The following is a 22,012-nucleotide window of genomic DNA, read 5'->3' as shown; positions in this document are numbered from 1 at the left end:
AACTATTGCTATGGCGTCTCCAGCTCTAACGTGCGACGCAAGACATTGAGTTCATCAATATCTAGGTGCTCTAGCCTTCCGGCGAGCAGGTCGCTGATCTTTTGTACTGGAAGCCCCGCCCGGCGGGCTATTTCGCGGCTTCCCAGATCTGATACGGCGATCAGGCGGGTAATGATACGCATAAGGCGCGTACGTTTTTCTAAATCCCTGACATCGAGGTCAGGGCTGCTTCGCGGAGGATCTAGCGTTTCTGCGTGAGCAGTTGAGTATGCCGTACTCATGGGACTCCATCAGTCTGAAATGACAAACACACAATGCCGCCAAGTCGCGCGCTTTTCAATGCTACTTTGATTAAAATTTCGATCTATTTACAAACGCGCTCTAAGCGACTAGCTCTGGTAGACTATGCGCCTTCTAATTTCCTGGTGAGCCGCTTGCGGCACACGGCACATTAAACGCTTGATTGCTTTAGTAGGCCCTTTGGCCGAGGAGTTTTTGCATGTCGAACAGCGCACCCAAAGTGGGCGTGATCATGGGGTCGAAATCTGATTGGCCCGTCATGGAACACGCGGTGGCGATGTTAGAGCGGCTGGGCGTCCCTTATGAGACCCGCGTCGTCTCCGCTCATCGTACCCCTGACTTGTTGTTTGACTATGCTAAAAGTGCCGCTGAACGTGGCTTGCAAGTAATTGTGGCGGGAGCGGGCGGTGCTGCCCATTTGCCCGGCATGGTGGCTTCTCAAACGGCGTTGCCAGTGCTGGGCGTGCCAGTGGAATCCAAAGCGCTTAAAGGCTTGGATTCATTGCTTTCAATTGCGCAGATGCCCGGTGGCATCGCTGTTGGCACACTGGCGATTGGTAAAGCAGGCGCGACCAATGCAGGCTTGTTGGCAGCACAGATTGTCGGTTTGCATGACACCAGCGTGCGTGAAGCGGTTGAGGCTTTCCGCGCTGAGCAAACCCAAATGGTGCTGGATAACCCAGACCCTCGCCCCGATGCGGAAGCGAATTAAGGAATCCTGGCCATGAATTCTGGTATCTCGAAAAGCTCTGGTAGTTCGAAAAGTGCTGGTAGTTCGAAAAGCGCTGGCATCGCTAAGAACATTGGTGTGCTCGGTGCAGGCCAGCTTGGTCGTATGCTGGCATTGGCTGGCTATCCGCTAGGTAACCGCTTCACCTTTTTAGACACGACCGGCAACCCGAGTGCGGGCATTGGCGACGTTGTTATCGATCCCAATAACCAGCATTTGGCAGAGTTTCTCGATAAGGTCGATGTAGTAACCTACGAGTTTGAGCATCTGCCCGTAGCGCTGGTTGAGCAAATTGAACAGCACAAACCCGTTTACCCAGGAAGCCGGGCGATTGCCGTTTGCCAAAACCGTGTTGAAGAGAAAGCCTTATTTGATCGCTTGGGTATTCCGACACCTGCCTACCGCGTCGTTGAGAGTGCCGAACAGCTTGAAGCGGCAGCCAATGAGCTGGGCTGCCCGGTGGTCGCCAAATCAGTGACAGAGGGGTATGACGGTAAAGGGCAAGCGGTGCTGAAAGCGCCGGAGCAGGCTGAAGAGGCATGGAAGAGCATTGGTCATCGCCAATTGATCGTAGAAGCGTTTGTTGATTTTGTACGGGAAGTCTCGATGATTGCCGTGCGCGGTCGTGATGGGGATGTGGTGTTTTATCCCATGGCGGAAAATCAACACGTAGATGGCATTTTGCGCTATTCCGTTGCGCCGCTGCCGGATTTAGCTACCAGCGTTCAAGAGATAGCCGATAGCTACATTCGCATGCTGTTGGATGAGCTGGATTACGTGGGCGTGATGGCGCTGGAGCTGTTCCAAACGCGGGATGGCAGCCTATTGGCTAATGAGATGGCTCCACGCGTGCATAATTCTGGCCATTGGACCATGGATGGTGCGGTCACTAGCCAGTTTGAAAACCATCTGCGCGCTGTGCAGGGCCTACCGCTCGGCAGCACCCAGGCTATTGCGCCTACTTGCATGGTGAATGTCATTGGCCAGGAAGGTGACAATGCCGCTCTGCTGGCGATTGGCAATACTCATCTGCATCGCTATGACAAGGAAGAGCGGGCAGGGCGCAAGCTGGCACATGTCAATGTAGTCGCTGACACGCATGCCGAGCTGCTTGAAAAAGTGCGTGCTTGTCAGGCACTGCTTCCTGATGCGCCGTCGGTGGCGTGGAGTTTCGAGCGCTCACTGTAACGTTGATGGATTATCACTACGAAGCCGCCCGATTAGGGCGGCTTCGTCGTTGATTACCCCGCCAGTTGGCCGCTAAGTAGTAGCCAGAGCGCAATTAAAGCAAAGTGTCCTGGATACCAAGCAAGCCATAGACGGCGTGGCATGGCCAGGGCTACGGGGGGCACGCGTTGGGCAGCGCCCGCTGCTAGCATCAATATCACCACGCAGGTGCCAACGGTAAACGACTTTGCCATGTCTGAGGCATTCATTTGACCGGCTATCCAAAGTGCGGGAAATGCGGCTAAACCTGCCCACAAGCGCGATTTTAGCGCGTCGCGGGTTTCGTTAAGCGCCTGCATGGCAAACATTAATAGCGGAATCAGTAGCAAACCGTTATGGCCGTACTCCACCCAGAACCCCAACAAATACCAAACGGTGACGCCTACCGCTGCTCCAAGCATTAGCCAAGCTAATCCTAGCGTCTGCTGTTGATAATGCTGCCAACCTTGGCGAACCAGTGCGCCCAGCGCTAAGCCACAGGCAAGCGTGAAGCAGACATTAAGAATAAAATCGTCAGACGCGCGTGGCATCAGCATATAAGGCAACTGAGCCACTAAACCAATGACCAGTATGCGGCGTGAGTAGCGTAGTGGGTTACGGGTATTAAACAGCCCGTGCCAGGCAACCATTGCCGCAAACAAGGGGAAGGCGATACGGCCAATGGACGAGCCTGCCCAGCTTAAGTCCCAGTCACCCGGCAACACATAGCGAGTAAGGTGATCTACGGTCATGGTGAATAGCGCCAGCCATTGACCCCAGGCGGTCCAATGAGACGAGGGGCGCGCATCGTAAGCCGCCTCGGCGGAGACGTTTGCAGTGGTTTGTTCAGCCATTAGACTTCCTTGTGAGTTTCCTTACTGGATTACAGACTCGATTTGACTGAGCAAGTTCGGTGCAGGTTTAAGTGCTAGTTTAAGTACTAGTTTAAGTACTAGTTTAAGTGCTAGGGGTGACAGAGCTTTTCAGCTAAATGGCCGCTGAAATTCTCCAAGGCCCGCCTCGTTAAGATGCTCAACGGTCATCGTTTCTGCTTTTCCATCCGCACCCATGGTGAATTCAACCTGCGAAACCGAGCCCTCTGGTTGGTTCTCTGTCACCGGGAAGGCGACAAAGCGATCGCCGTCCCAGTGGGTCAACCGCAGGTGCTGTGGCGCGGGGCCAACTTCGAGTACCAAACCGTCAGCGGTCTCACGCACCTCAGCCGCCCCGAAATAGGCATTGCCATAGTCCCCTGCATAAGCGTCGGCAGGTCGGGCCTCGGTGGGCTCAGTCGGAGGTGTCACACCCACCAGATCTCCGGCCGGGGCAGAGAGCGGTGCTATGCGTGGCCCGTAGGCCGCCAGCCAGTCGCGCTGTTCCACACCAAACTCTGCCAGATCAAGAAAGCTGGCCGTCAGCGCCTCGGGGAGACCCGTGGGGGTGGCATTGGTCAGCACGATGATCCCAAGCCCAAGGTCCGGCAGCATCGAATAGGAGGTCGCCGCACCAAAAGCGAAGGCGCCCGAATGGCTCACCACGACACGCCCAGTGGGACGCACCCCGACGCCAAATCCGTAACCATAGGTACCAGCCCGATCGGCCGCGTCACCGGGGCGGCTGCTGATGGCATGTGGTGAAAGCGCGGGCACGAGCGCTTCGGGCGCAATCAGTTGCTGCTCTGCAAAGCGCCCGTTGGAGAGCACCAGCTTCATCCATTTCGCCATGTCTCGCACGCTGGAGCTTACCCCACCCGCCGGACTTTGCGCATCGGGCTGGCGCAGGTCTGCCACTCGGAAGCCGTTGGCATCCGGCACATGGCTAGCGGCGCGATTATCGCGCGCCATGTAATCCGAGTGGCGCGAGCTGGTTGCCTCCATGCCGAGCGGACCATAGAGCGCCTCTTCCGAGAGCGTTGACCAGTCCTTGCCGGTTGCGGTGGCTACCGCCTCTGCGGCAGCCGTCAGGCCGAAATTCGTATAGGCGTAATCGGCTCTGAACTGCCCCATGGGCAGCTGCGCCAGCCGCTCCAGTACAGCGCGACGGTCATAGCCTATATCCTCGAGATCATCACCGGCGTGGTCCGGCAGGCCCGAGCGGTGCGCATAGAGATCCCCGATGGTGACATGATTGCTGACCCAGGGATCGCCCAGGTCGAACCACGGTAAGTGGTTGCGCACCGGATCATCCCAACTGACGGTCCCTTGCGAAACCTGCGTGGCCACCACCGTGGCTCCGACAGATTTGGATAACGAAGCGAGCAGAAAGACCGTATCCGCATCAACCTGTTCCTCCGCGCCCTCCGCCCGTAGCCCCCAGCCGCGCATCAGCAGTGTCTCTTCCCCATGTACCACGGCAACGGCGAGGCCCGGTACCCCGGTTCGCTCCAACATATCCTGTGCCAACTCATCCAGCGAAGCGACCGCCTCATCGATCCGTGCCTGCGGCACTGGCAGTAGGTTCACCCGCGCAGGAGAGATCGCCGGGTCCGGCAAGGTGATGGCTGGCAGCGTCTCCGCATGGAGCGGAGCATTGAACGCAAGCAATGCGGCGGCAGCGCTAAGAGCGCTCAAGGCCGAGGTCAGAAGGGGGCGTGCGGCTTTCGATGTGGTCATGTCAGGATCTCCTGTGGGATGGGTGGCGCGACAGGTGAGGCGATACCTCCTAGCGGATCAGAAGGGCATTGCCAGTTGGAAAATTAGTTTGCCCCCCTTGTCGTCCACTATGTCAGAACGGGTCCAAGGAAGCGCACCGATAACTTGGAAATTCAGCCGTTCCTCTAACGTTCCACCAAGGCCCACTCCATAGGAGCCAAGATACATGTGTCCGGCGACGTCGTCGGACCAGGCTGCGCCGTAATCCACGAAGGCCGAGGTTGAAAGCGTGGGCAGGAGTGCCAGCCCGATATCGACCTCGTGGCTTACTCGGGCCGAGGCCGCTGCACCTTTGTCGCCAGAGATGGTGCCGCTATCGAAGGCTCTGCCATAAGTCTCGCCGCCAATGCCGAACTGAACAGCCCCCGGCAGGGGCCTGCCAGAGTACTGGCCGCGAGCCAACAATGTCATTGTCGTCGCCTCGCTGAACGCCTGTGTATAGTCCAGTTCGGCGGTAACAAAGTGGAAGTCATCCGGCACCGCGCCCAGATCAATATCCGAGTTCGTGCCGAGATTCAACGCTCCTTCGAGGTTGATCTCGGAGGTCTCAAAGCTCTGGCTATATTGCAGTGAGTTCGTCGCCCAGCGGATCCGGCTGCGGGCAGCGGCCGAGCCAAAAACGTCCACGTCATCGTTACGCACCGTCAGCTCAGCCTGCCCCCAGAGCGACCTGTCCAGCGTCCGCAGAAACGGATAGGACATAAACGCCGTGCCTATGGCTGATGTCACATCGATGTCTGGCGCACCAGCTCCTCCGTCGGGGTGTTGGCGCAGATAAACAACGCTATAGCCCGCGCTAAGCCCGTTCGAGCTGATCGGATAGCTTTGCATCATTTGAAGCAGTGTCATCCGGTCAGGGTGTTGCGGTGTGATGACGCCGGTTAGGTTGGTGGTCTCGAACCTGCGCAGAACATCGTTTAGGGTCACCATACTGGCCATTTGTAGTGGGCCAACGGCGTCGGACCCCAGATTATCGAGCCCGATCATTCCTGCGCTGCGATGCTGTGCGACCTCCAGCCGTAGCACTCCGCCGCCCGTCGCGCCTTCGGGGCGCACAAATGTGCCTTCAATCGACAGTCCGGCAAGATCACTCATTAACAATAGTTCGCGCTCGGCCGCCTTTACCCGAATCGGGTGCATGTCGAGAATACGTTGCAGGTAAGGGGACAGTCGGTTCTCGATGCCGGGGATATTGCTGTTGATCTCGATACGGTCGACATAGCCTTCGAATACCTGCAGCTGGATCTGTCCGTCAGAAAAATCCTGCACCGGCACCACTGTCTTGGAAAAATAGCCCGCAGCGAGATAGGCCGCGTCAACAGCATCTGCCATGCGGTAAAGGTCAGCTAGCGTAATTTCGGTGCCGATTTTGCCCTGCCAGATTGGCGTCAACGCCGGCAAGGGTAGAGTCCGCGCGCCATCAATGTGCACCGAGTTCAAGCGAAAACGGATGCTTTTGGCGCGATCTAAGTCGATCTTGTCTCGTTCGTCCTGCACGCCAATGGCGACACTGCCCACCTGTGGCGGCGGTTCATAGCGTTGTAGAATGACAGTTTGCTCGGAGAGGATACGGTCGACGTTCGGCAAGCCCTGTGAAAAGGCCGGGCCCGCGTAACAGGCGCAAAGCAGTGCCAGTGCGCCCAAGCGAAGGGGTGAGGAGCAGCTGGGATGGAGCTGCAATGTTAACGCGCTCACTCTGCCGGAACCGTCGGTGGCATAGAAAACGGATGCCCGAGGGCGACGGATAACGCCTCAAACACGCGGCTAGCGGGCGAGCTGCACGCAAGTTCGTCGGGGTTATTCGGTAGCACGTCCTCATCCCCGCAATCGCCCGAAGGGATGTCGCTGTTAGCCTGGACGACTACCGTCGTGTCTGTCGTCGTGTCGTAAAACACCGTCGTGTTGTAACCCGGCAGTTCGCCCGTGTGGCCGACCCAGCCGTCGACGCATCCCATGGCGATGCCGTAGCCTGCCGGTTCGGGGAAGGACCGCAGGCGCTGGTGCTGTGTCTCGGCGCTTAACAGGCCTTTGCCTGTGCCGAGGGATCGCCCATAAACCAGCAGGTCGTCGAGAGTTGAGATCATTCCGCCCGCTGTCCATCCCCAAGACGGATTCCAATGCGTCGCGTTCGAAGGCGCTGTCGGCGTGGCAGCATCACCTTGCAGGGTAAATCCCTGCGGATAAGGCGTCGGCATAAGGGTGGCACCGTCAGGACCGATGGTCTCTGTCAGGCCCAGTGGTTCCAGGATCATCGAAGCAAAGACAGTATCGATATCTTGCCCGGTCACCTGCTCAATCACGAGGCCCAGCAGCACGGTATTGGTGTTTGAATAATTGAATTCCTCCCCCGGCGCAAAGATCGGTGAACCGGGGAGGGCAAAATCGAGCAGCTCCTGCGGCGTATAAGGCAAGTTAGGATCTGCGAAGAACTGATCAAGGAAAGGGTCCGCCTGAGTATAGCTCAGCAGGCCGCTGGTCATGCTGGCCAGATGGCGTAGGGTGATGATATCGCCATTGGGAATGCCGGACACATACTGGTCGATCGTATCGTCGAGTGATAGCTTGCCAGCTTCGGCCAGTTGCATCAGGGCGGTACCGGTGAAGGTCTTGGTGATCGATCCGATCCGGGTATGCATGCCGACTTCCATCGCAGCCTCGGTTTCGGGGTCCGCAACGCCCCAAGCACCGCTCCACCTGCCCTCGGGTGTGACAACGCCCGCAATAATCCCCGGCGCAGCGGCCCCGTCCAGCGCCCCAAGCGCGGCCGCATCAAGGGCGTCGGCCAGCGTCTCAGGCAGCGGCGTGTCGGGTAGCGTGATGGCTGCACGAGCCGTTACCGCTGCCGGGTCGGCCACGCAGAACTGCTGCGCCTGATCTTGAGCCTGCGCTGTAACCGGGGCCGCGAGGGCAAAAGCCACAGCACAGACCGAGAGGCTGGGCCGAAACTGGCGGGCCGTTCTGTGATGGAGTCTGATCGCTGTCATGTGCCTGTCCCTTGTTTGTTATGCACTTGCTACTTGGATTGCTTCGAAAGCGAAGATAGCCCATTTATGATTGCAAACAAACAAATGTAAAGTTCAATTAAGGTGCAATGTGGGTATAATTTGCGCTTTACTAATCCGCTTATGCCCTTTACCTAACGGCTGCCGCCATTCGTGCGCTACGGCCTGGGGTAGTCAGTTCCGAGGCCCCCTACGGCATGATTTCGAAAGATATCAAGGTAAACCTAAGCGAAGGCATTTTGCTGTGCGGCGAAGTACAGATGCGCCTGCGTCCCAAGACGCTGTCTGTTTTGGTGGCATTGGTGGAGCAACAAGGCGAAGTGGTCAGCACGGCTGATTTGCGGCGCATGATATGGGGCAATAGCCATGGCAACGAGGCAGGCCCCAAACAGTGCATCCGCGAATTGCGCCGGATGCTGGACGACAGCGCCCAAGACGCCGGGCTGATCGAGACAGTGGGTCGCCGGGGCTACCGGCTGACGCGTCCGATCTCGTTGATCGGCGCTGCGTCTGAGGATCTTATAACGGCATCGACAGTACTCTGCCTCGGGCGGGATAAAGAGCTGGAAGTTCTAAGCGAAAGGGCCGACGCCGCCAAGCGCGGTCGACGGGCGCTGGCATTTATTTCGGGCGAGGCAGGGGCCGGTAAGACACGCCTTCTGGAAGCATTTGAGGCTGGTTTACCCCAGCGCACACCGCTGTGGGTCGCCTGGGGACAGGCCATTGCGCACCCTGGCGCACGCGAGCCTTACGGGCTGCTGATGGATGTGTTGACGCAACTTATGGCCGGGCCTGAGGGGGGGACGCTGGCGCGACTTCTGCCACTCGTCGCTCCCTCTTGGGTCAAGCAACAACCTGGGCGTCGCTCGAAGGCGGAAGCGTTGGACCGTACTCGCCGCGACTCAATGCTGCGGGAATTCTCCGCGCTGATGGAGCGGCTGACCCGTGGCCGCCCTGGTATTCTCGTGCTTGAGGATCTGCACTGGGCAGACCCCAGTACGCTAGCTTGGCTAGCGGCTTGGGGGCTACAACGCACTCCGGCGCGATTACTGGTGCTGGGTAGCTATCGCGATGATGAACTAGACCGCGCTGGAACGCTTGCGGCAACACTGAGTCAGCTAAGTCGGCAGCCAGACTGCAGGTTGATCACCCTTGGTGGTCTCGATGAGGCGGCAGTGTCTGGATGCCTTGCAGAGCGCTTCCAGGGTAACGCTTTTCCTCCTGATTTGGCTCAGACTCTTGCCTACCGAACCGAGGGTCATGCCATGCTTGTTGATGCGGCGGCAGACTTTTGGCAGGCGCAAGGTCTTGTGCGGCGCGACGAGACTGGCTGGCAGCTTTCCAGCTCTCCTGAAGCGTTGGTCGCAGCCATCGCCCCCAGTGTCCGTACCCTGATCGAGACTGAACGCACTAGCCGCCTGCTGGCTGAGGAGCGCAGCTTGCTTGAAACCGCCAGTGTAGCGGGATCGAACTTTTCCGCGATTGACCTGGCCGACAACCGCGACGGGGTGGAGGCGGCGGAGCGGCAGCTAGAACTCCTCGCCCGAAACCGACGATTCATCACCCGTGCGGGCCTCAGCTATCGACCCGCCGGATCGGTGGCCACGCGCTATGCCTTCCGGCACGCGCTACATCACGAAGCGCTCTACGATGGGTTGCCGGCAGCGAACAGGCAAGGCACGCACCGAAAGGTCGGTCTGCGGCTGGAGGCCAGCCACGGTAATGCAGCGGGTGAGATTGCCCCCGTACTGGCCGATCACTTTGAGCGCGGCGCCGACTGGCCGCGGGCCGCACGCTATCGTGTGCTGTCGGGGTGGCGTGCGCAGGCGCGTGGTGCCTCCATGGATGCCGCAGAGCAGTTCCGCAGAGCACGGGACCTGCTGACCCGAGGCAGCGGGGCTGGTACGACGAACCCTGAGGCCGACCGCGCGACTGAACTCGATGCCCTGCTTGGGCTTGGCGCGGCGCTCATTGTCTCGGATGGCTTTACTGCGGAAGAGCTTCGGGAGGTTTACCGCCGCGCGGGGCAACTAGCTGCCGAGGTCGGCGATCCTGCTACGACGATCCCGGTTCTCGCAGGGCTTTGGAACGATCACCTGACGCGGGCTGAACTGACCCGCGCCGAAGATCTCGCGCTAGGGCTGCAGGCTCTCGCAGGGCATGCACCAGCACATATGGCGATGGTAGCCCATAACGCTGTCGGGCAGACTCGGTTTTTCACCGGCGCTTTACCGGCTTGCGCCGCAGAAATCGCCGCCGTGCTGGAAATCGCCCCCCGCCATGCCGAACAGAACGGTAATGTCCTCTTCGGTGAGGACCCAGAGGTTGTATGTCGCCAGTACGCGGCCTGTGTCGCTGAACTGACTGGCGCCTCGGCAGAGGCTGAGCGGCACTTTACCGCTGGCAGTGCGCGCGCCGACCGACTGGGCACCGCCTTTGGGCGCGCCCAGATGCTCTGGTGCGGGGCGGTCTGTGCGCGTCTCCGTAGCGATGTCGGACTGACCCGCGAGCGGGCTGAAGCGCTTGTTGCCCTGTGCCGGAGTGAGGCGGTGCCCGTTTGGGGCGACGCAGGTGAGATGCTGGCGGGCTGGGCGCAGGCAATGGCCGGCGATACAGTCGGGGCCTCGCGGATTGCAGCGGGGCTCTCGGCTTTCAACTCGATGGGCGTGAGGGTCACGCTACCGTTTGGCCACGGGCTCGCCGCAGAGGTCGCGGGAAATATGGGTGATCCAGTCGCTGGAATGCATGCCTTGCGTCAGGCTTTCGCGATCGTCCGGGCGAGCGGCGAACGCTGGTACTTGGCCGAGCTTCACCGACTGCGCGCTGGGCTGGCTCAAAAGGCGGGTCGCCCCGATATTGCCAGCCGAGCGCTCGCCCATGCCGAAGCCGTAGCGCGGGCGCAGGGCAGGATCGAACTGGTCACGTGAGAGCGGGTACAAAAGTTGGCCTCGGCAGTTGCGGAACGAGTCGCTTTGCAGCAATTAAATCTCAGCTTTTGTGTTCAAAATTGTGCATTACACAATCACGCTAGAGGCGTTAGGTGGCACTGGGGGCAAAGAGGGGAAGGCTATTCGTCGAACCATTCGCTCAGATAAAAGCAGGCGATATCGCCGCTAGTACCTGGGGGGAGTGCGCCTAGAGCTGGCAATTGCAACCAGAAGGGCGCTGAAAGAAGAAAAGTGTGCATGATAGCTTCTCGCGGTATAAGCCTCCCCGAGATGGGGAGGCATACACAGGCTGCTAGCGCTTACTCTTCGCCAAAGTAGCGAGCGAAAATTTCGTCGTAAGTGCCGTTTTCTTTCAATTCAGCAAGGGCTTCGTTGAATTTCTCAGCGAGTGCTTCGTCACGCTGGCGGAAGGCGATACCAAAACCTTCACCGAAAACTTCCTTGGGCTCGGTAACCATCTCGCCGACTACTTTGTAGTCGCTATCTTCGTTTTCAAGTAGGGTAGATTTGCCTACTGAAAACTCCAGGAAGACAGCGTCCAGACGCTCGGCGTCCATATCCAGCACCATATCATCGGCGGTGGAGTAGCGGTTGATAGTCGCGGTGTCGCCGAGGGTATCGGTGGCGAAGTTGTCATAGGTGGTGCCGCGCTGTACGCCAATGGATAAACCCTCAAGGGTTTCCACTGTAGCCTCTTCTAGGTCGCTGTCTGCTGGAGCGAACCAAGCACCGGGCATGGTGATATAGGGGTCGGAGAAGAGCAGTGTCTGGCGCCGCTCTTCATTGATGGTCATCGACGACATAATGGCATCGTAGTTGCGTGATAAAAGGCCAGGAACAATGCCATCCCACTCTTGCTCGACCCACTCACAGGTCACACCCATCTGATCACATAGGGCGTTGCCCAGGTCGATATCAAAACCAGTCAGTTCACCATCGGCGGTGCGGTATTCCATTGGTTCATAGGGAACGTCGACGCCAATACGTACATGGTCGTAATCCCGCGCCTGGGCAGAAGAGGCCGCGGCAATGGCTAAACCAAGCACAGATACTGTTAGTAATTTCTTCATTCTTATACTCCGTAGAAAGCAGGTTCACTAGAGGTGATCCCCTTTAACGTACCCTAGGTTGGGGCGAACGAAAAGAGGGAGCGTTGCTATGAACCAACGTTTGTTTGACGGTGCAACAAACGAGGCTGTTTTTATCACTCGATGCTTTTGTTGTTAAGTGCTCTTGATACGGTTCTCGTGATGCTAGTTATTTTGCGGCCTTAAGTGAGCCAACAGCTTTTTCTCCAGGAAGCGGAAGAAGTACAAAATGGCAAATGTGAGGCAAAGATAGATCACTGCTACAAATAAGAAAGCATCAAACGGTGCGTAGAAGCGGGCATAAACGAAGCGTGCAGCCCCTGTCAGATCCATTAGCGTGACGACGCTGGCAATGGCGCTGGCATGCAGCATAAAGATAACTTCGTTGCCATAGGCGGGCAGGGCACGTCGGAAAGCGCTGGGCAGAATAATACGCCGCATCATCAGGTTTTGTGACATGCCGTAAGCCCTGGCAGCCTCAATTTCCCCTTTGGATGTCGCTTTGATAGCCCCTCGGAAAATCTCAGTAGTATATGCCGCCGTATTAAGCGTGAAGGCAATCAGCGCGGGGTAGAAAGCTTCCCGCAGGATTGGCCACAAAAATGTTTCTTGGATACCGTCAACAAATACCACGCCATAGTAAATGATATATAGCTGAATCAGCAGTGGCGTGCCACGAAAGACATAGGTGTAAAAATAGATGGGTAAACTAATCCACTTATGCTTTGAGCTGCGCATAACGGCAAGTGGCACTGCCAGTATTAAGCCCGCTACCAAAGACAGGAATACCAGTTGGGTTGTCGTGACTAGGCCTTCCCAGTAGTAGCCTAACGTATCTGGGGTGAAAATTACGTTGCCAGCTAGCAGGTCGTTGAACCACGCAGAAATATCCAGCATCTCATTGCCCCCCAAAGCCAATGTCGTAACGTTTTTGTAGCCGCACGAAGATCCACTCGGATACGCTAGCAATCAGCAAGTAAGCCGCTGCGACGGGAAGTAAGAAAGTAAAGGGTTCATGGGTGGCTCGGGAAGCCTCCGCAGCGACGCGAACCATATCTGTCAAACCGATCACTGATACCAGTGCCGTTGTTTTAAGCAGCACCATCCAGTTGTTAGATAAGCCAGGGAGTGCGTGGCGCATCATTTGCGGAAAGCGAATACGCCGAAATACCAAAGCGCTGCTCATACCGTACGCTTTTCCTGCTTCAATCTGGCCGTTATCAACCGCCATGAAAGCGCCGCGGAAGGTTTCACCCATGTAAGCGCCAAAAATGAAGCCGATTGTCAGAACACCCGCCGCGAATGCATTAAAATTAATATAAATATCAATTCCATAGCTGTCGTACAGCATGTCGCTAATGGCATTGACACCGATTTGACCGCCAAAGAACAGCAGCATCATCAGTACCAGATCGGGCACGCCGCGAATAACGGTGGTGTATACCGTTGCAATGCGGTGCAGGAGCCAACTGCGTGACATTTTGGCAGTCGCTGTTAACAAGCCAAGTAAAATGGCCAGAATAAGCGAAAGAACCGCTAATTGAATGGTAATGCCCGCCCCTTCGATCAGGCGGGGGCCATAACCTTGCAAATCAAGCATGGTGTGCCTCGCTGATCAGTATTTGGGGGCCAGAAATTGCTTTAAGCGCGGTGATTGCGGATTGCCCAGTACATCAGCTGGCGCGCCTGCTTCTTCTACCAAGCCTTGGTGCAGGTAAATCACTTTGCTGGATACATCGCGGGCAAAACTCATCTCGTGAGTGACCACCACCATGGTGCGCCCTTCATCGGCTAAGCCGTGCATTACTTTCAAAACGTCGCCGACCAGTTCTGGGTCAAGCGCCGACGTTGGCTCATCGAACAGCATTACTTCGGGATCCATCGCGAGCGCTCGGGCAATTGCTCCGCGCTGTTGCTGTCCGCCCGACATTTGCGCCGGGTAGGCATCAGCGCGTGCGCTTAGCCCAACGCGCTCAAGCAGTGCTCGTGCGTGTTCGATAGCTTCTTTTTTGGGTTTTCCCAGGACATGAATAGGTGCTTCGATAATGTTCTCAAGCAATGTCATGTGGGCCCATAGGTTGAAACTCTGGAAAACCATCGACAGCTTGGCACGCATTTGCACGACTTGTTTCCAATCGGCAGGTTCGCGGCCATGTTTGGTCGTTTTAAAGCGAATCTGCTCGCCATGAACGAACAGTTCACCCTCGTCAGGTTGTTCCAAGAGGTTCATACAGCGCAAGAAGGTACTTTTGCCAGACCCCGAGGCACCTATCAGAGTGATGACATCACCCTTTTGAGCTTCGAGAGAGAGGCCTTTGAGAACTTCTGTATCGCCAAAGCGCTTTTTTATATTGCGCACTTCAAGAGGGGTAGGCGTATCAGCCATAACAGTGGCTCCAGTACAGGGTTGCCGCTACAGCAACAGGTTTAAGACATGTGCTTGATAGGCGGCTAGCGCGAAAAAAGGGGCGATTCTATCAGGCCTTGTGCGTATTGCGTGCTTTCCTTATGCGATTAATAAGAAAAACGTTTGTTTAATACACATTGATAAGCCTTGAAAAGCCTCTACGTTATTGTTGTTAAAGCATTTGTTCAAATTTTCTTAATGTGGTGCTTGGGTCGCTAGCTGGCGTGAGAAGGGGCAACTAGCAGCGCGGCTCGTGCGCCAATCTCAACCTTTGCGTTGGGAAATACCACATGTAAAGGCGTGTCCCCAACAATAAAATCACCTGCGACGCTATCTTTGGCGAGACAAGTGCCCGGCTCAAAGCGGCTGAAATTGGGGACATCTTCATCGAAACAGAGACAAAAGTTTTCAGCTTGACGCATTAGCTCATGCTGAACTTGGAAAAACTTCATTGTTTCAGCGGGCTTTTTAGGCGGCTGTTCCCCAGCGCTAAGCGCGCTAATAAGCGTTAACATCGGTGCTAATGCCGCCATATCGTTTTCTCCAAAGGGCGCAACGCGGCCTAATTCGAAAGTGAAGGCTTGGGCAGCATGGTAGTGCTTACTATAGTGAGAAAACGTCCAACTGTGCTGGTGTTGGTGTAGCACCGCTTGCATATCCGCCGCTGCGAGCCATTCCCACTGCTCTGGGTGGATCACGGTGTCTGCGAACGGCTCTACGACAAAGCGAGTATAGAGGCTACCGCGAATAGCCGTGTGTAAATCGTAGTGCAGTTTAGGCAGCGCCTGATGACGATTATAAAAACTGTCTACCGCTGACATTAACTCGCGAGCCCGATCAGGCTCATCGCCTGTTTCGGCGAGTTCGCGCTGAAATAAGCGGTTGAGGTTCGTACTGATAAACCTCTGCTGGGCCTTTAAAGCAGGTAGGTTGCCTAAAATCACTAGTACGGGAGCACCAATGGTGACCGTGCCAGCTTCTATCGCAGCTAGCCAGCTACCCAACAGCTCTACGGGGGCCGTTTCGTTACCGTGTATCGCTGCAGAGAACACGCAAGCATGAGCCGCTGGACGAACGGTCGCCGGGGTTATCTCTAAAATTCCCGGTGCATGTAATTGGTAGGTACCGCTGCCAAAGCGGCCTGACCGTGGAGAAGAGTGTTTGTCATCGAGAGTCCAATCAAGCCATTGGCCAAGCATGAAGTTTTCCTTGAGCAGGGAGCGTCAGCTTTTTGTAATGTTGTACCTTTAACACGCTGAAGCTTAACCACAAGGGGGGACGTCGATAGCATGAAAAACGCAGGTGCGAACATGAAAATTCAGCGTGAAAAGTATCCATGCCCACTGATGTATATGAAAAGGTTCTAATCGATAAAATCGAAGGAGGGCATCGAAAACATTCGCTTTTTTCTACGCTACGCTGAGCTATTGTATTAATAGATTTTCATAAGACCTTTCCATAAGATCTTTTCATAAGACCTTTTCATAAGCCCAAGACGGGCAAGACATAGCACTACCAGAAAACACGACAAGGAGTGGGTAATGACGAAGGTACTAGTTCTTTATTATTCCATGTATGGCCACATCGATACGCTAGCGGCCTCGGTGGCAGAGGGTGCGAAAAGCGTTGATGGTGTTGAAGTGACCGTTAAACGTGTGCCTGAGACTATGCCAGCAGAAGCGTTCAAAAATGCGGGTGGTAAGCAGGACTTCACGACGCCAGAAGCGACGCCACAGGAGCTTGCTGATTACGACGCGATCATTTTTGGCACGCCAACGCGTTTCGGCAATATGGCTGGTCAGATGCGTACCTTCTTAGACCAAACCGGTGGGTTGTGGGCCAAGGGCGCGCTGCGTGGCAAGGTGGCGAGTGTGTTCACCTCTACCGGGACCGGCGGCGGTGATGAAATGACCATTACCTCCACTTGGACAACGTTAGCCCATCACGGCATGGTAATTGTGCCGATTGGCTATGGTATTGAAGAGCAGTTTGATATTTCCAAAGTGAGCGGTGGAACACCCTATGGTGCATCCACGCTTGCTGGGGGCGATGGTTCACGTCAGCCGGATGATCGCGAGCTAAAAATTGCCCATTTCCAAGGTAAGCATGTCGCCGAAATTACTGCGAAGCTGGCGAGCTAACGCCCGTTTGCCAGCACGCTTGAAAGGCAATGCCTCACTGTTTTTACAGTGAGGCATTGTTTAGCATTGTTTAGTTAGCCTTAGCCGCGAATACGTTCAGCAATCGCTTGACCTAGACTTAGCGTATTGCCTAGCCCGCCAATATCTCCGGTAAGTACTTGGCTATCGCCTTCGCTCAACACGTCTTCAATGGCTTTCACCATCGTATCGGCGGCTTCTTGATAACCCAAGTGTTCTAGCATCATGGCACCAGACCAGATTTGGCCAATAGGGTTAGCAATACCTTTGCCAGCGATGTCTGGTGCGCTGCCGTGAACCGGTTCAAACAGGCTGGGGAACGTGCCTTCCGGGTTGATATTAGCAGAGGGCGCAATGCCGATAGTACCAGTGCAGGCGGGGCCAAGGTCTGAAAGAATATCGCCAAACAGGTTACTGCCGACCACCACATCAAACCAGTCTGGGTGCAGTACAAAGTTAGCGGTTAGGATATCAATATGAAGTTTATCCACCGCAATGTCGGGATACTGCTTGGCCATTTCGGCTACCCGCTCGTCCCAATAGGGCATGGTGATTGAGATGCCGTTGGACTTGGTGGCCGAGGTGAGCTTTTTACGCGGACGGGTTTGGGCAAGATCAAACGCATACTTCAGAACTCGGTCGACGCCGACGCGGCTCATCACCGTCTCTTGAAGAACAATTTCACGCTCGGTGCCTTCGAACATTTTGCCGCCGACACTTGAATACTCGCCTTCGGTGTTTTCACGCACGACATAAAAGTCGATATCGCCTGGCTCGCGGCCTGCTAATGGACTTTTGATGCCCGGCATCAGTTTGCAGGGGCGTAAGTTAATGTACTGGTCAAACTGGCGACGAAACTGTAGCAACGAACCCCAGAGTGAAATATGGTCGGGCACTTTGTCGGGCCAGCCGACGGCGCCGTAAAACAGCGCATCAAAGCCCTTGAGCTGCTCGAACCAGTCGTCGGGCAGCATTTTGCCGTGCGCTAGGTAGTAGTCACAGCTACCAAATTCAAACGTTGTGAATGCAAGGTCAATGTTGAAACGCTGTGCGGCAGCTTCCAGGGCGCGAATGCCTTCGGGCATGACTTCGGTGCCAATACCGTCGCCAGCGATGACAGCAATGCGGTGGGCCATAGTGGCTCCTTCTGTAGTTAGCGTTCGGGACAGCTATTATCTTGGACAACGTCAATCAATTCACTAGTGGGGAAATTAAGCTCGGCGGCGCGCTGGCGTAGCCGCTCTTCCACCGCGCTTTCCATCACTGGCGTACGCGAGAGAATCCATAGGTAATCGCGGTTCGGGCCTGATACCAGCGCCCACTGATAGTCTTCATCCAGTTCTAAAACGTTATAGCCGCCATAAAAAGGGCCAAAAAAGCTGACTTTTAACCGCCCGATGTTTTCATCGTCAATAAAGTAGGCGCGGCCTTCAGCTTCATTCCATGTTTGCTCTGTGAGGTTGTAGCCACGATTGATCACACGGACACCGCCATCGTCACGTAGGCTGTAGCTAGCCGTTACGCAGTCTAAGTTTCGCTCAAAGGAGTGATCCAAGCGGGCGATTTCATACCACTGACCTAAATAGCGGTTAAGTTCAAAGTCTGTGACAGGCTCGGTGCCGTCAGGAATGCCGGTACAGCCGGTTAGTACTAGGCTGCTGAGGGCCATAAGCCCAATGATTTCCCCCACTTTCTTGCCTGGTATTCGTGCGGCAGTGAGCATTGCACGCTCCTAATGACTGCATGGAATAATAAGTGTTAAATCTATCAGTATGGTGAAATAAGCGCTATGAACGGTTTCCTTAGGTGGTTCTTGAACCGGAAGGAAATGGAAATAGGTTTTGGTATTTCTGTACTGAATAAGCCCTTACAATATCTACAACAAAGGAGTGGTTATGTGGCATCAACAAGAGATTCACTTACCGGAAATGCCCAGGGACTTTCATCTAATTACGGATGAGATCGCCAGGGCATTGCCGCGCTTGGCCGAGTGTAGTCAAGGGCTACTGCACCTGCAGTTAATGCATACTTCTGCCTCGCTTACATTAAATGAAAACTCTGATCCTGACGTCCGTCACGACCTGGATGCCTTTATTCGCCGCTTAGTACCTGAAGGCCTAAACTATTTTCGCCATACCCTTGAAGGCCCAGACGATATGCCCGCTCATGTAGCCTCCAGCTTATTGGGTACTCAGCTAACGCTCGCCATACGTGATGGCCGTTTGGCGCTGGGCACCTGGCAAGGAATATGGATGGGGGAACACCGTGAGCAGGGTGGTTCGCGCCGTCTGTTAGCAACGATAAACGGCCGTGAAGCGAATTAAACATCCGATTTTTTTCTTTTCTAACGACTTCTTTTCAATAAGCGCCTCTACATGCTTCGACGCTCTTTTCGCTTGACTCGCCAGCGCTGGCTAAGACTGCTGTTTGTGCTCAACCTCGCGCTGGTGGCAGGGCTGATTACTCACCAAATATGGCTCTATGTCGCTAAGCCTGAATTTGAGGCATTGCACACTAGGGAAGTGGCGGATATCCGTGAGCAACTCGCTGAACGAAGCTCCTACCGTTTTGCGGTAGTAGGTAATATCAATAATTCAGTGAATGTGTTTCAGGATGAAATCATTCCCAGGCTGAACCAAAGCGATATTGATTTTATGGTGTCAGCGGGGAATGCGGTGAGTGGGGGGCAGCAGGAGAGCTATAAGGCGATTTCCCAAAGTTTAGAGCAGTTAAGCGTGCCGTATGTACTGACTTATGGCGCCCATGAAGACAGCGATTTTGGCAGTTATCTTTTCTATGAATACTTTGGCCCGCATTTCTATTCCTTCGTTGCGGGTAACAGCCATTTCATCTTTTTGGATGGTACGGGTAAGTCGTCTACCTCATGGCAGCTAGATTGGTTAGAGCGCGAGCTGGCTGCCTCTCAAGCGCAGCATCGGTTTTTGTTCATTGGCTTGCCACTGCATAACGTGATTAGCGATGCGCCCTTATTTGAAGCCGATAATTACCTCAATGATCCACGGCTGAGTGAAGGCATTATGCGCTTGTCAGAGCAGTACGCGGTGGACAGTGTGTTTTCGGCCAACCTGTCGCTCTATTCGCACCAATCGCTGAATGGTGTGGATTACGTCACCACGGGGGGAGCTGGCGGCATTTTAATGGATGCTAATGACAGTTTTCATCACTATGTAGTGGTCGAGGTCAATGGCGAAAACGTAGCCATAACACCCGTTCGGCTGAATGTGGATAGTCCAGGCTGGTGGCGTATGCTCAGCAGCGTTGCCTCAACGATTTATGCGTTTTTTTACGTCAGTTACCCTCGCTTTCTGCTCATTGTCGGGGTGTTGTCACTGCTGGCGATGCGCTTGTACCGACTGATTTTTGAAGAGCGCCACTATTACCCAGATTTTGATATTGATCCAACACCGTATCTGGAGAAGCCCCTGCGGGTGGCGATGATATCGAATAACTACTTCCCGTTCGTCTCCGGCGTGTCGGTTTCCGTTGAGCGACTTCGCCAAGGGCTTAGCGAGTTAAAACATCAGGTGCAGTTGTTGGTGCCGCGTTATCGAGAGGCGTGGCAAGACGATGAGACGATCTTGCGTGTACCCACTGTGATGGCCTTTGGTGAAAAGCGTGAGTTCCGTTTGACCAATCCGTTTAGTGCACGTTTTCGCCACTGCCTGCAGCGCTTTAAGCCGGATATTATCCATGTCCATCATCCTTTTTGGCTGGGGTCGATGGGGCTATGGATGGGGCGGCGGCTACGTGTGCCGGTTGTTTATACCTATCACACACGGTTAGAACATTACGCCCATTTTGTGCCGCTGCCTGGAGCTCTGTTTCGTAATTTGATTTCGCATTCGTTGATCAAACACTTCTCTAACCGCTGCCAAGGCGTCATCGTGCCCACCTACTCGGCAGAAGAGTATCTACGCATGATTGGGGTGAAAACACCGACGCTAATACAGCCTACGGGCATTGATACGGCGCGATTCGCCGACACGGATCGTGATGCGCTGGAAGAACTGCGCCATCAGCTTTCCATCGATCCAGCCGACACGGTGTTGGTGAGTGTCTCGAGAATTAGCCAAGAAAAAAATATTGGTTTTATGCTGGAGGCATTGGCGGAATTGAAAAAACTGGGCAGGCAGTCGTTGCGCTTATTGTTAATTGGTGATGGCCCTGATCGACAAACCATTCAACAGCATATAGAAGCGTTGGCGCTGCAGGAGCAGGTAACTTTGGTGGGCGCTGTGCCGCCGGAGAAGATGGCGCGCTATTACCACTTAGGCGACATCTTTGTGTTTGCGTCTACTTCTGAAACTCAAGGCATGGTGATTTTAGAAGCCATGGCCGCTGGCCTGCCAGTTGTGGCGGTACGCTCTAGCGGCATTGATGACGTAGTGCGTGATGGCTTTAATGGCTATAAAACGCCGCAAAATCGGCAAAAGTGGGGACAGCGAGTAATGGCGTTAGCCGAGGATAACGTGTTGAGAGACACCCTGGGCAAGCAGGCAAAAAGATTTGCTAGCGACTATGATATCGCTAAGTTTGCAGGAGCGGTCGCGCACTTCTATGCCGAGGTACTGGCCAAGTATTACGCGAAATAGCCGCTGTTTCAGGCCGGGTCGTTGTTATTTTTGCTAGATCGTGAGGTCGCTATACGCTTTAGCAACCACAGCAGTCCCACGCCAGCGCCAAGGCCTATTACTGCCCATACCAATTCTTGATGAGACGCCGCGGTAAATAGGGCGCCCAATTGGCTTCCTAGCAGTATTACCGCCGCGAGCCCTGGCACAATTCCCAAGGTCGATCCGATCATGTAATCGCGAAAATCAACATGAAACGCACCGGCTAGCATATTGGTGAGCGTGAAAGGGGCTAAGGGCAACAGATTGATCACAGCCATGGTGCGAATGCCGCGCTTGGATAAGTAGCCGGAAAGCCCACGCAAATGGCGTCCGCCATAGCGCATTAGTGCGTCGCGCCCCATCCAATAGCCGACCCAATAAGAGGCGACCGAAGAACTAAGCGTACCCAGCGTGGCATAAGCCAGCCCCCACAGCGGCCCAAACAGTAGGCCGGTCAATACGACTAGCAGGCTTAACGGAAACATGATCAGTAGCGAGCCGGTATAAACGGCTATCACGGCGACAAACATCCAGGGAGCTTGCTTCCATTGACTGATGGTGGACGCTAGCTCGGTCAGGTGGGTTTCGGTGAGTAAGCCTTGCTGCTGAAGCCAGCGCCACATGATACCCAGCATGACCACTGCAACAACTAGCCCAATGCCTTTTAGTAACGTGCGTGACATCTGTTTCCCCGTCGCTGGTACTAAAAAAGCGACAGCATACGTTAGAGGCGTAACCGGATGAAATCATATTCGGTGTTTAAGCGTGGCTAATGAGACCAATTTAGTTGTAATGACTGTTTGGTAGGAATTTTTCCATTTTTCTTGCCATTTTGGTGCAGCCGTGAAGAATGAGGCGCCTCCACTGTTATACAAAAGGCGCATTAC

General features: G+C 55.1%; 19 protein-coding genes. 6 read left to right on the top strand and 13 right to left on the bottom strand.

Going from position 1 to position 22,012, the window contains the following annotated elements; translation table 11 throughout:
• Positions 1 to 8 precede the first annotated feature (8 nt).
• Complete coding sequence (locus tag IR195_RS14495; protein ID WP_089039409.1) at positions 9 to 281, bottom strand: XRE family transcriptional regulator; 273 nt, start codon at positions 279 to 281, stop codon at positions 9 to 11.
• Between the two features lie 218 nt (positions 282 to 499).
• Between IR195_RS14495 and purE the strand changes: the two genes are divergently transcribed.
• Both purE and IR195_RS14485 read left to right on the top strand, forming a co-directional pair.
• Positions 500 to 1,012, top strand: a complete 513-nt coding sequence (gene purE, locus IR195_RS14490; protein ID WP_125750268.1) for a 5-(carboxyamino)imidazole ribonucleotide mutase — start codon at positions 500 to 502, stop codon at positions 1,010 to 1,012.
• A gap of 123 nt (positions 1,013 to 1,135) precedes the next feature.
• Positions 1,136 to 2,218, top strand: a complete 1,083-nt coding sequence (locus tag IR195_RS14485) for a 5-(carboxyamino)imidazole ribonucleotide synthase (protein ID WP_241006842.1) — start codon at positions 1,136 to 1,138, stop codon at positions 2,216 to 2,218.
• Between the two features lie 53 nt (positions 2,219 to 2,271).
• Here IR195_RS14485 and IR195_RS14480 read toward each other — a convergent pair whose 3' ends face one another.
• From IR195_RS14480 to IR195_RS14465, 4 genes are all read right to left on the bottom strand, one after another.
• On the bottom strand, positions 2,272 to 3,090 hold the full coding sequence (locus tag IR195_RS14480; protein WP_125750262.1) for a TraX family protein: 819 nt from the start codon (positions 3,088 to 3,090) through the stop codon (positions 2,272 to 2,274).
• Positions 3,091 to 3,219: 129 nt separating this feature from the next.
• The gene (locus tag IR195_RS14475) at positions 3,220 to 4,848 is read right to left on the bottom strand and encodes a serine hydrolase (protein WP_193084817.1); all 1,629 of its coding nucleotides are present in this window, start codon (positions 4,846 to 4,848) and stop codon (positions 3,220 to 3,222) included.
• Between the two features lie 57 nt (positions 4,849 to 4,905).
• Entirely contained in the window at positions 4,906 to 6,582 is a 1,677-nt protein-coding gene (locus IR195_RS14470) for a ShlB/FhaC/HecB family hemolysin secretion/activation protein (RefSeq protein WP_206047911.1), read from the bottom strand.
• Positions 6,579 to 7,871 carry a serine hydrolase domain-containing protein gene (locus IR195_RS14465; protein WP_206047910.1) on the bottom strand — a complete coding sequence of 431 codons (1,293 nt, stop codon included), beginning with the start codon at positions 7,869 to 7,871 and terminating at the stop codon, positions 6,579 to 6,581. The genes IR195_RS14470 and IR195_RS14465 overlap by 4 nt, the downstream gene beginning before the upstream one ends.
• A 215-nt stretch (positions 7,872 to 8,086) precedes the next feature.
• Here IR195_RS14465 and IR195_RS14460 point away from each other — a divergent pair, with 215 nt between their 5' ends.
• Complete coding sequence (locus tag IR195_RS14460; protein ID WP_206047909.1) at positions 8,087 to 10,816, top strand: AAA family ATPase; 2,730 nt, start codon at positions 8,087 to 8,089, stop codon at positions 10,814 to 10,816.
• A gap of 320 nt (positions 10,817 to 11,136) precedes the next feature.
• On the opposite strand, the gene IR195_RS14455 is transcribed toward IR195_RS14460, so the two are convergent.
• The 5 genes from IR195_RS14455 to IR195_RS14435 all read right to left on the bottom strand — a co-directional run bounded on the left by IR195_RS14455 (position 11,137) and on the right by IR195_RS14435 (position 15,531).
• Positions 11,137 to 11,907, bottom strand: coding sequence for a transporter substrate-binding domain-containing protein (locus tag IR195_RS14455; protein WP_089039402.1), 771 nt, complete (start codon positions 11,905 to 11,907; stop codon positions 11,137 to 11,139).
• Between the two features lie 183 nt (positions 11,908 to 12,090).
• Positions 12,091 to 12,822 carry an ABC transporter permease gene (locus IR195_RS14450; protein ID WP_089039401.1) on the bottom strand — a complete coding sequence of 244 codons (732 nt, stop codon included), beginning with the start codon at positions 12,820 to 12,822 and terminating at the stop codon, positions 12,091 to 12,093.
• Between the two features lies 1 nt (position 12,823).
• On the bottom strand, positions 12,824 to 13,525 hold the full coding sequence (locus IR195_RS14445; RefSeq protein WP_125750245.1) for an ABC transporter permease: 702 nt from the start codon (positions 13,523 to 13,525) through the stop codon (positions 12,824 to 12,826).
• 15 nt (positions 13,526 to 13,540) lie between these two features.
• Positions 13,541 to 14,311, bottom strand: a complete 771-nt coding sequence (locus tag IR195_RS14440; protein ID WP_125750241.1) for an ABC transporter ATP-binding protein — start codon at positions 14,309 to 14,311, stop codon at positions 13,541 to 13,543.
• 236 nt (positions 14,312 to 14,547) lie between these two features.
• A complete protein-coding gene (locus IR195_RS14435) occupies positions 14,548 to 15,531 on the bottom strand; it encodes a succinylglutamate desuccinylase (RefSeq protein ID WP_206047908.1) in 984 nt (327 codons plus the stop codon).
• Positions 15,532 to 15,873: 342 nt separating this feature from the next.
• Here IR195_RS14435 and wrbA point away from each other — a divergent pair, with 342 nt between their 5' ends.
• Positions 15,874 to 16,473 carry an NAD(P)H:quinone oxidoreductase gene (wrbA, locus tag IR195_RS14430; RefSeq protein WP_125750235.1) on the top strand — a complete coding sequence of 200 codons (600 nt, stop codon included), beginning with the start codon at positions 15,874 to 15,876 and terminating at the stop codon, positions 16,471 to 16,473.
• An 80-nt stretch (positions 16,474 to 16,553) separates the two neighbouring features.
• Here wrbA and IR195_RS14425 read toward each other — a convergent pair whose 3' ends face one another.
• Positions 16,554 to 17,627, bottom strand: coding sequence for a tartrate dehydrogenase (locus IR195_RS14425; protein ID WP_206047907.1), 1,074 nt, complete (start codon positions 17,625 to 17,627; stop codon positions 16,554 to 16,556).
• A gap of 17 nt (positions 17,628 to 17,644) precedes the next feature.
• Complete coding sequence (locus IR195_RS14420) at positions 17,645 to 18,160, bottom strand: lipocalin family protein (RefSeq protein WP_146942160.1); 516 nt, start codon at positions 18,158 to 18,160, stop codon at positions 17,645 to 17,647.
• Positions 18,161 to 18,386: 226 nt separating this feature from the next.
• On the opposite strand from IR195_RS14420, the gene IR195_RS14415 reads away from it, so the two are divergent.
• Positions 18,387 to 18,815 carry a secondary thiamine-phosphate synthase enzyme YjbQ gene (locus IR195_RS14415; RefSeq protein WP_206047906.1) on the top strand — a complete coding sequence of 143 codons (429 nt, stop codon included), beginning with the start codon at positions 18,387 to 18,389 and terminating at the stop codon, positions 18,813 to 18,815.
• Between the two features lie 51 nt (positions 18,816 to 18,866).
• Positions 18,867 to 21,104: a glycosyltransferase gene (locus IR195_RS14410; protein ID WP_206047905.1), complete on the top strand. Its 2,238-nt coding sequence runs from the start codon at positions 18,867 to 18,869 to the stop codon at positions 21,102 to 21,104.
• A gap of 8 nt (positions 21,105 to 21,112) precedes the next feature.
• Here the strand turns inward: IR195_RS14410 and IR195_RS14405 are convergent, their stop codons facing one another.
• Positions 21,113 to 21,808 (bottom strand): TVP38/TMEM64 family protein, encoded by a 696-nt coding sequence (locus tag IR195_RS14405; RefSeq protein ID WP_206047904.1) that lies wholly within the window; start codon positions 21,806 to 21,808, stop codon positions 21,113 to 21,115.
• Between the last annotated feature and the right edge of the window lie 204 nt (positions 21,809 to 22,012).

The organism is Vreelandella venusta (assembly GCF_015689495.1).
GTDB lineage: Bacteria > Pseudomonadota > Gammaproteobacteria > Pseudomonadales > Halomonadaceae > Vreelandella > Vreelandella venusta.
This window is presented reverse-complemented; position numbering and strand designations above follow the sequence as displayed.

What these genes read in the sequence shown, in the direction of transcription:
- IR195_RS14420 (WP_146942160.1), bottom strand. Translation starts at nt 18,160, where the DNA reads ATGGCCCTCAGCAGCCTAGTACTAACCGGCTGTACCGGCATTCCTGAC.
- IR195_RS14450 (WP_089039401.1), bottom strand. Translation starts at nt 12,822, where the DNA reads ATGCTGGATATTTCTGCGTGGTTCAACGACCTGCTAGCTGGCAACGTA.
- IR195_RS14410 (WP_206047905.1), top strand. Translation starts at nt 18,867, where the DNA reads ATGCTTCGACGCTCTTTTCGCTTGACTCGCCAGCGCTGGCTAAGACTG.
- IR195_RS14465 (WP_206047910.1), bottom strand. Translation starts at nt 7,871, where the DNA reads ATGACAGCGATCAGACTCCATCACAGAACGGCCCGCCAGTTTCGGCCC.
- IR195_RS14440 (WP_125750241.1), bottom strand. Translation starts at nt 14,311, where the DNA reads ATGGCTGATACGCCTACCCCTCTTGAAGTGCGCAATATAAAAAAGCGC.
- IR195_RS14460 (WP_206047909.1), top strand. Translation starts at nt 8,087, where the DNA reads ATGATTTCGAAAGATATCAAGGTAAACCTAAGCGAAGGCATTTTGCTG.
- IR195_RS14485 (WP_241006842.1), top strand. Translation starts at nt 1,136, where the DNA reads ATGCTGGCATTGGCTGGCTATCCGCTAGGTAACCGCTTCACCTTTTTA.
- IR195_RS14425 (WP_206047907.1), bottom strand. Translation starts at nt 17,627, where the DNA reads ATGGCCCACCGCATTGCTGTCATCGCTGGCGACGGTATTGGCACCGAA.
- IR195_RS14415 (WP_206047906.1), top strand. Translation starts at nt 18,387, where the DNA reads ATGTGGCATCAACAAGAGATTCACTTACCGGAAATGCCCAGGGACTTT.
- IR195_RS14435 (WP_206047908.1), bottom strand. Translation starts at nt 15,531, where the DNA reads ATGCTTGGCCAATGGCTTGATTGGACTCTCGATGACAAACACTCTTCT.
- wrbA (WP_125750235.1), top strand. Translation starts at nt 15,874, where the DNA reads ATGACGAAGGTACTAGTTCTTTATTATTCCATGTATGGCCACATCGAT.
- IR195_RS14445 (WP_125750245.1), bottom strand. Translation starts at nt 13,525, where the DNA reads ATGCTTGATTTGCAAGGTTATGGCCCCCGCCTGATCGAAGGGGCGGGC.
- IR195_RS14455 (WP_089039402.1), bottom strand. Translation starts at nt 11,907, where the DNA reads ATGAAGAAATTACTAACAGTATCTGTGCTTGGTTTAGCCATTGCCGCG.
- IR195_RS14495 (WP_089039409.1), bottom strand. Translation starts at nt 281, where the DNA reads ATGAGTACGGCATACTCAACTGCTCACGCAGAAACGCTAGATCCTCCG.
- IR195_RS14475 (WP_193084817.1), bottom strand. Translation starts at nt 4,848, where the DNA reads ATGACCACATCGAAAGCCGCACGCCCCCTTCTGACCTCGGCCTTGAGC.
- IR195_RS14480 (WP_125750262.1), bottom strand. Translation starts at nt 3,090, where the DNA reads ATGGCTGAACAAACCACTGCAAACGTCTCCGCCGAGGCGGCTTACGAT.
- IR195_RS14405 (WP_206047904.1), bottom strand. Translation starts at nt 21,808, where the DNA reads ATGTCACGCACGTTACTAAAAGGCATTGGGCTAGTTGTTGCAGTGGTC.
- purE (WP_125750268.1), top strand. Translation starts at nt 500, where the DNA reads ATGTCGAACAGCGCACCCAAAGTGGGCGTGATCATGGGGTCGAAATCT.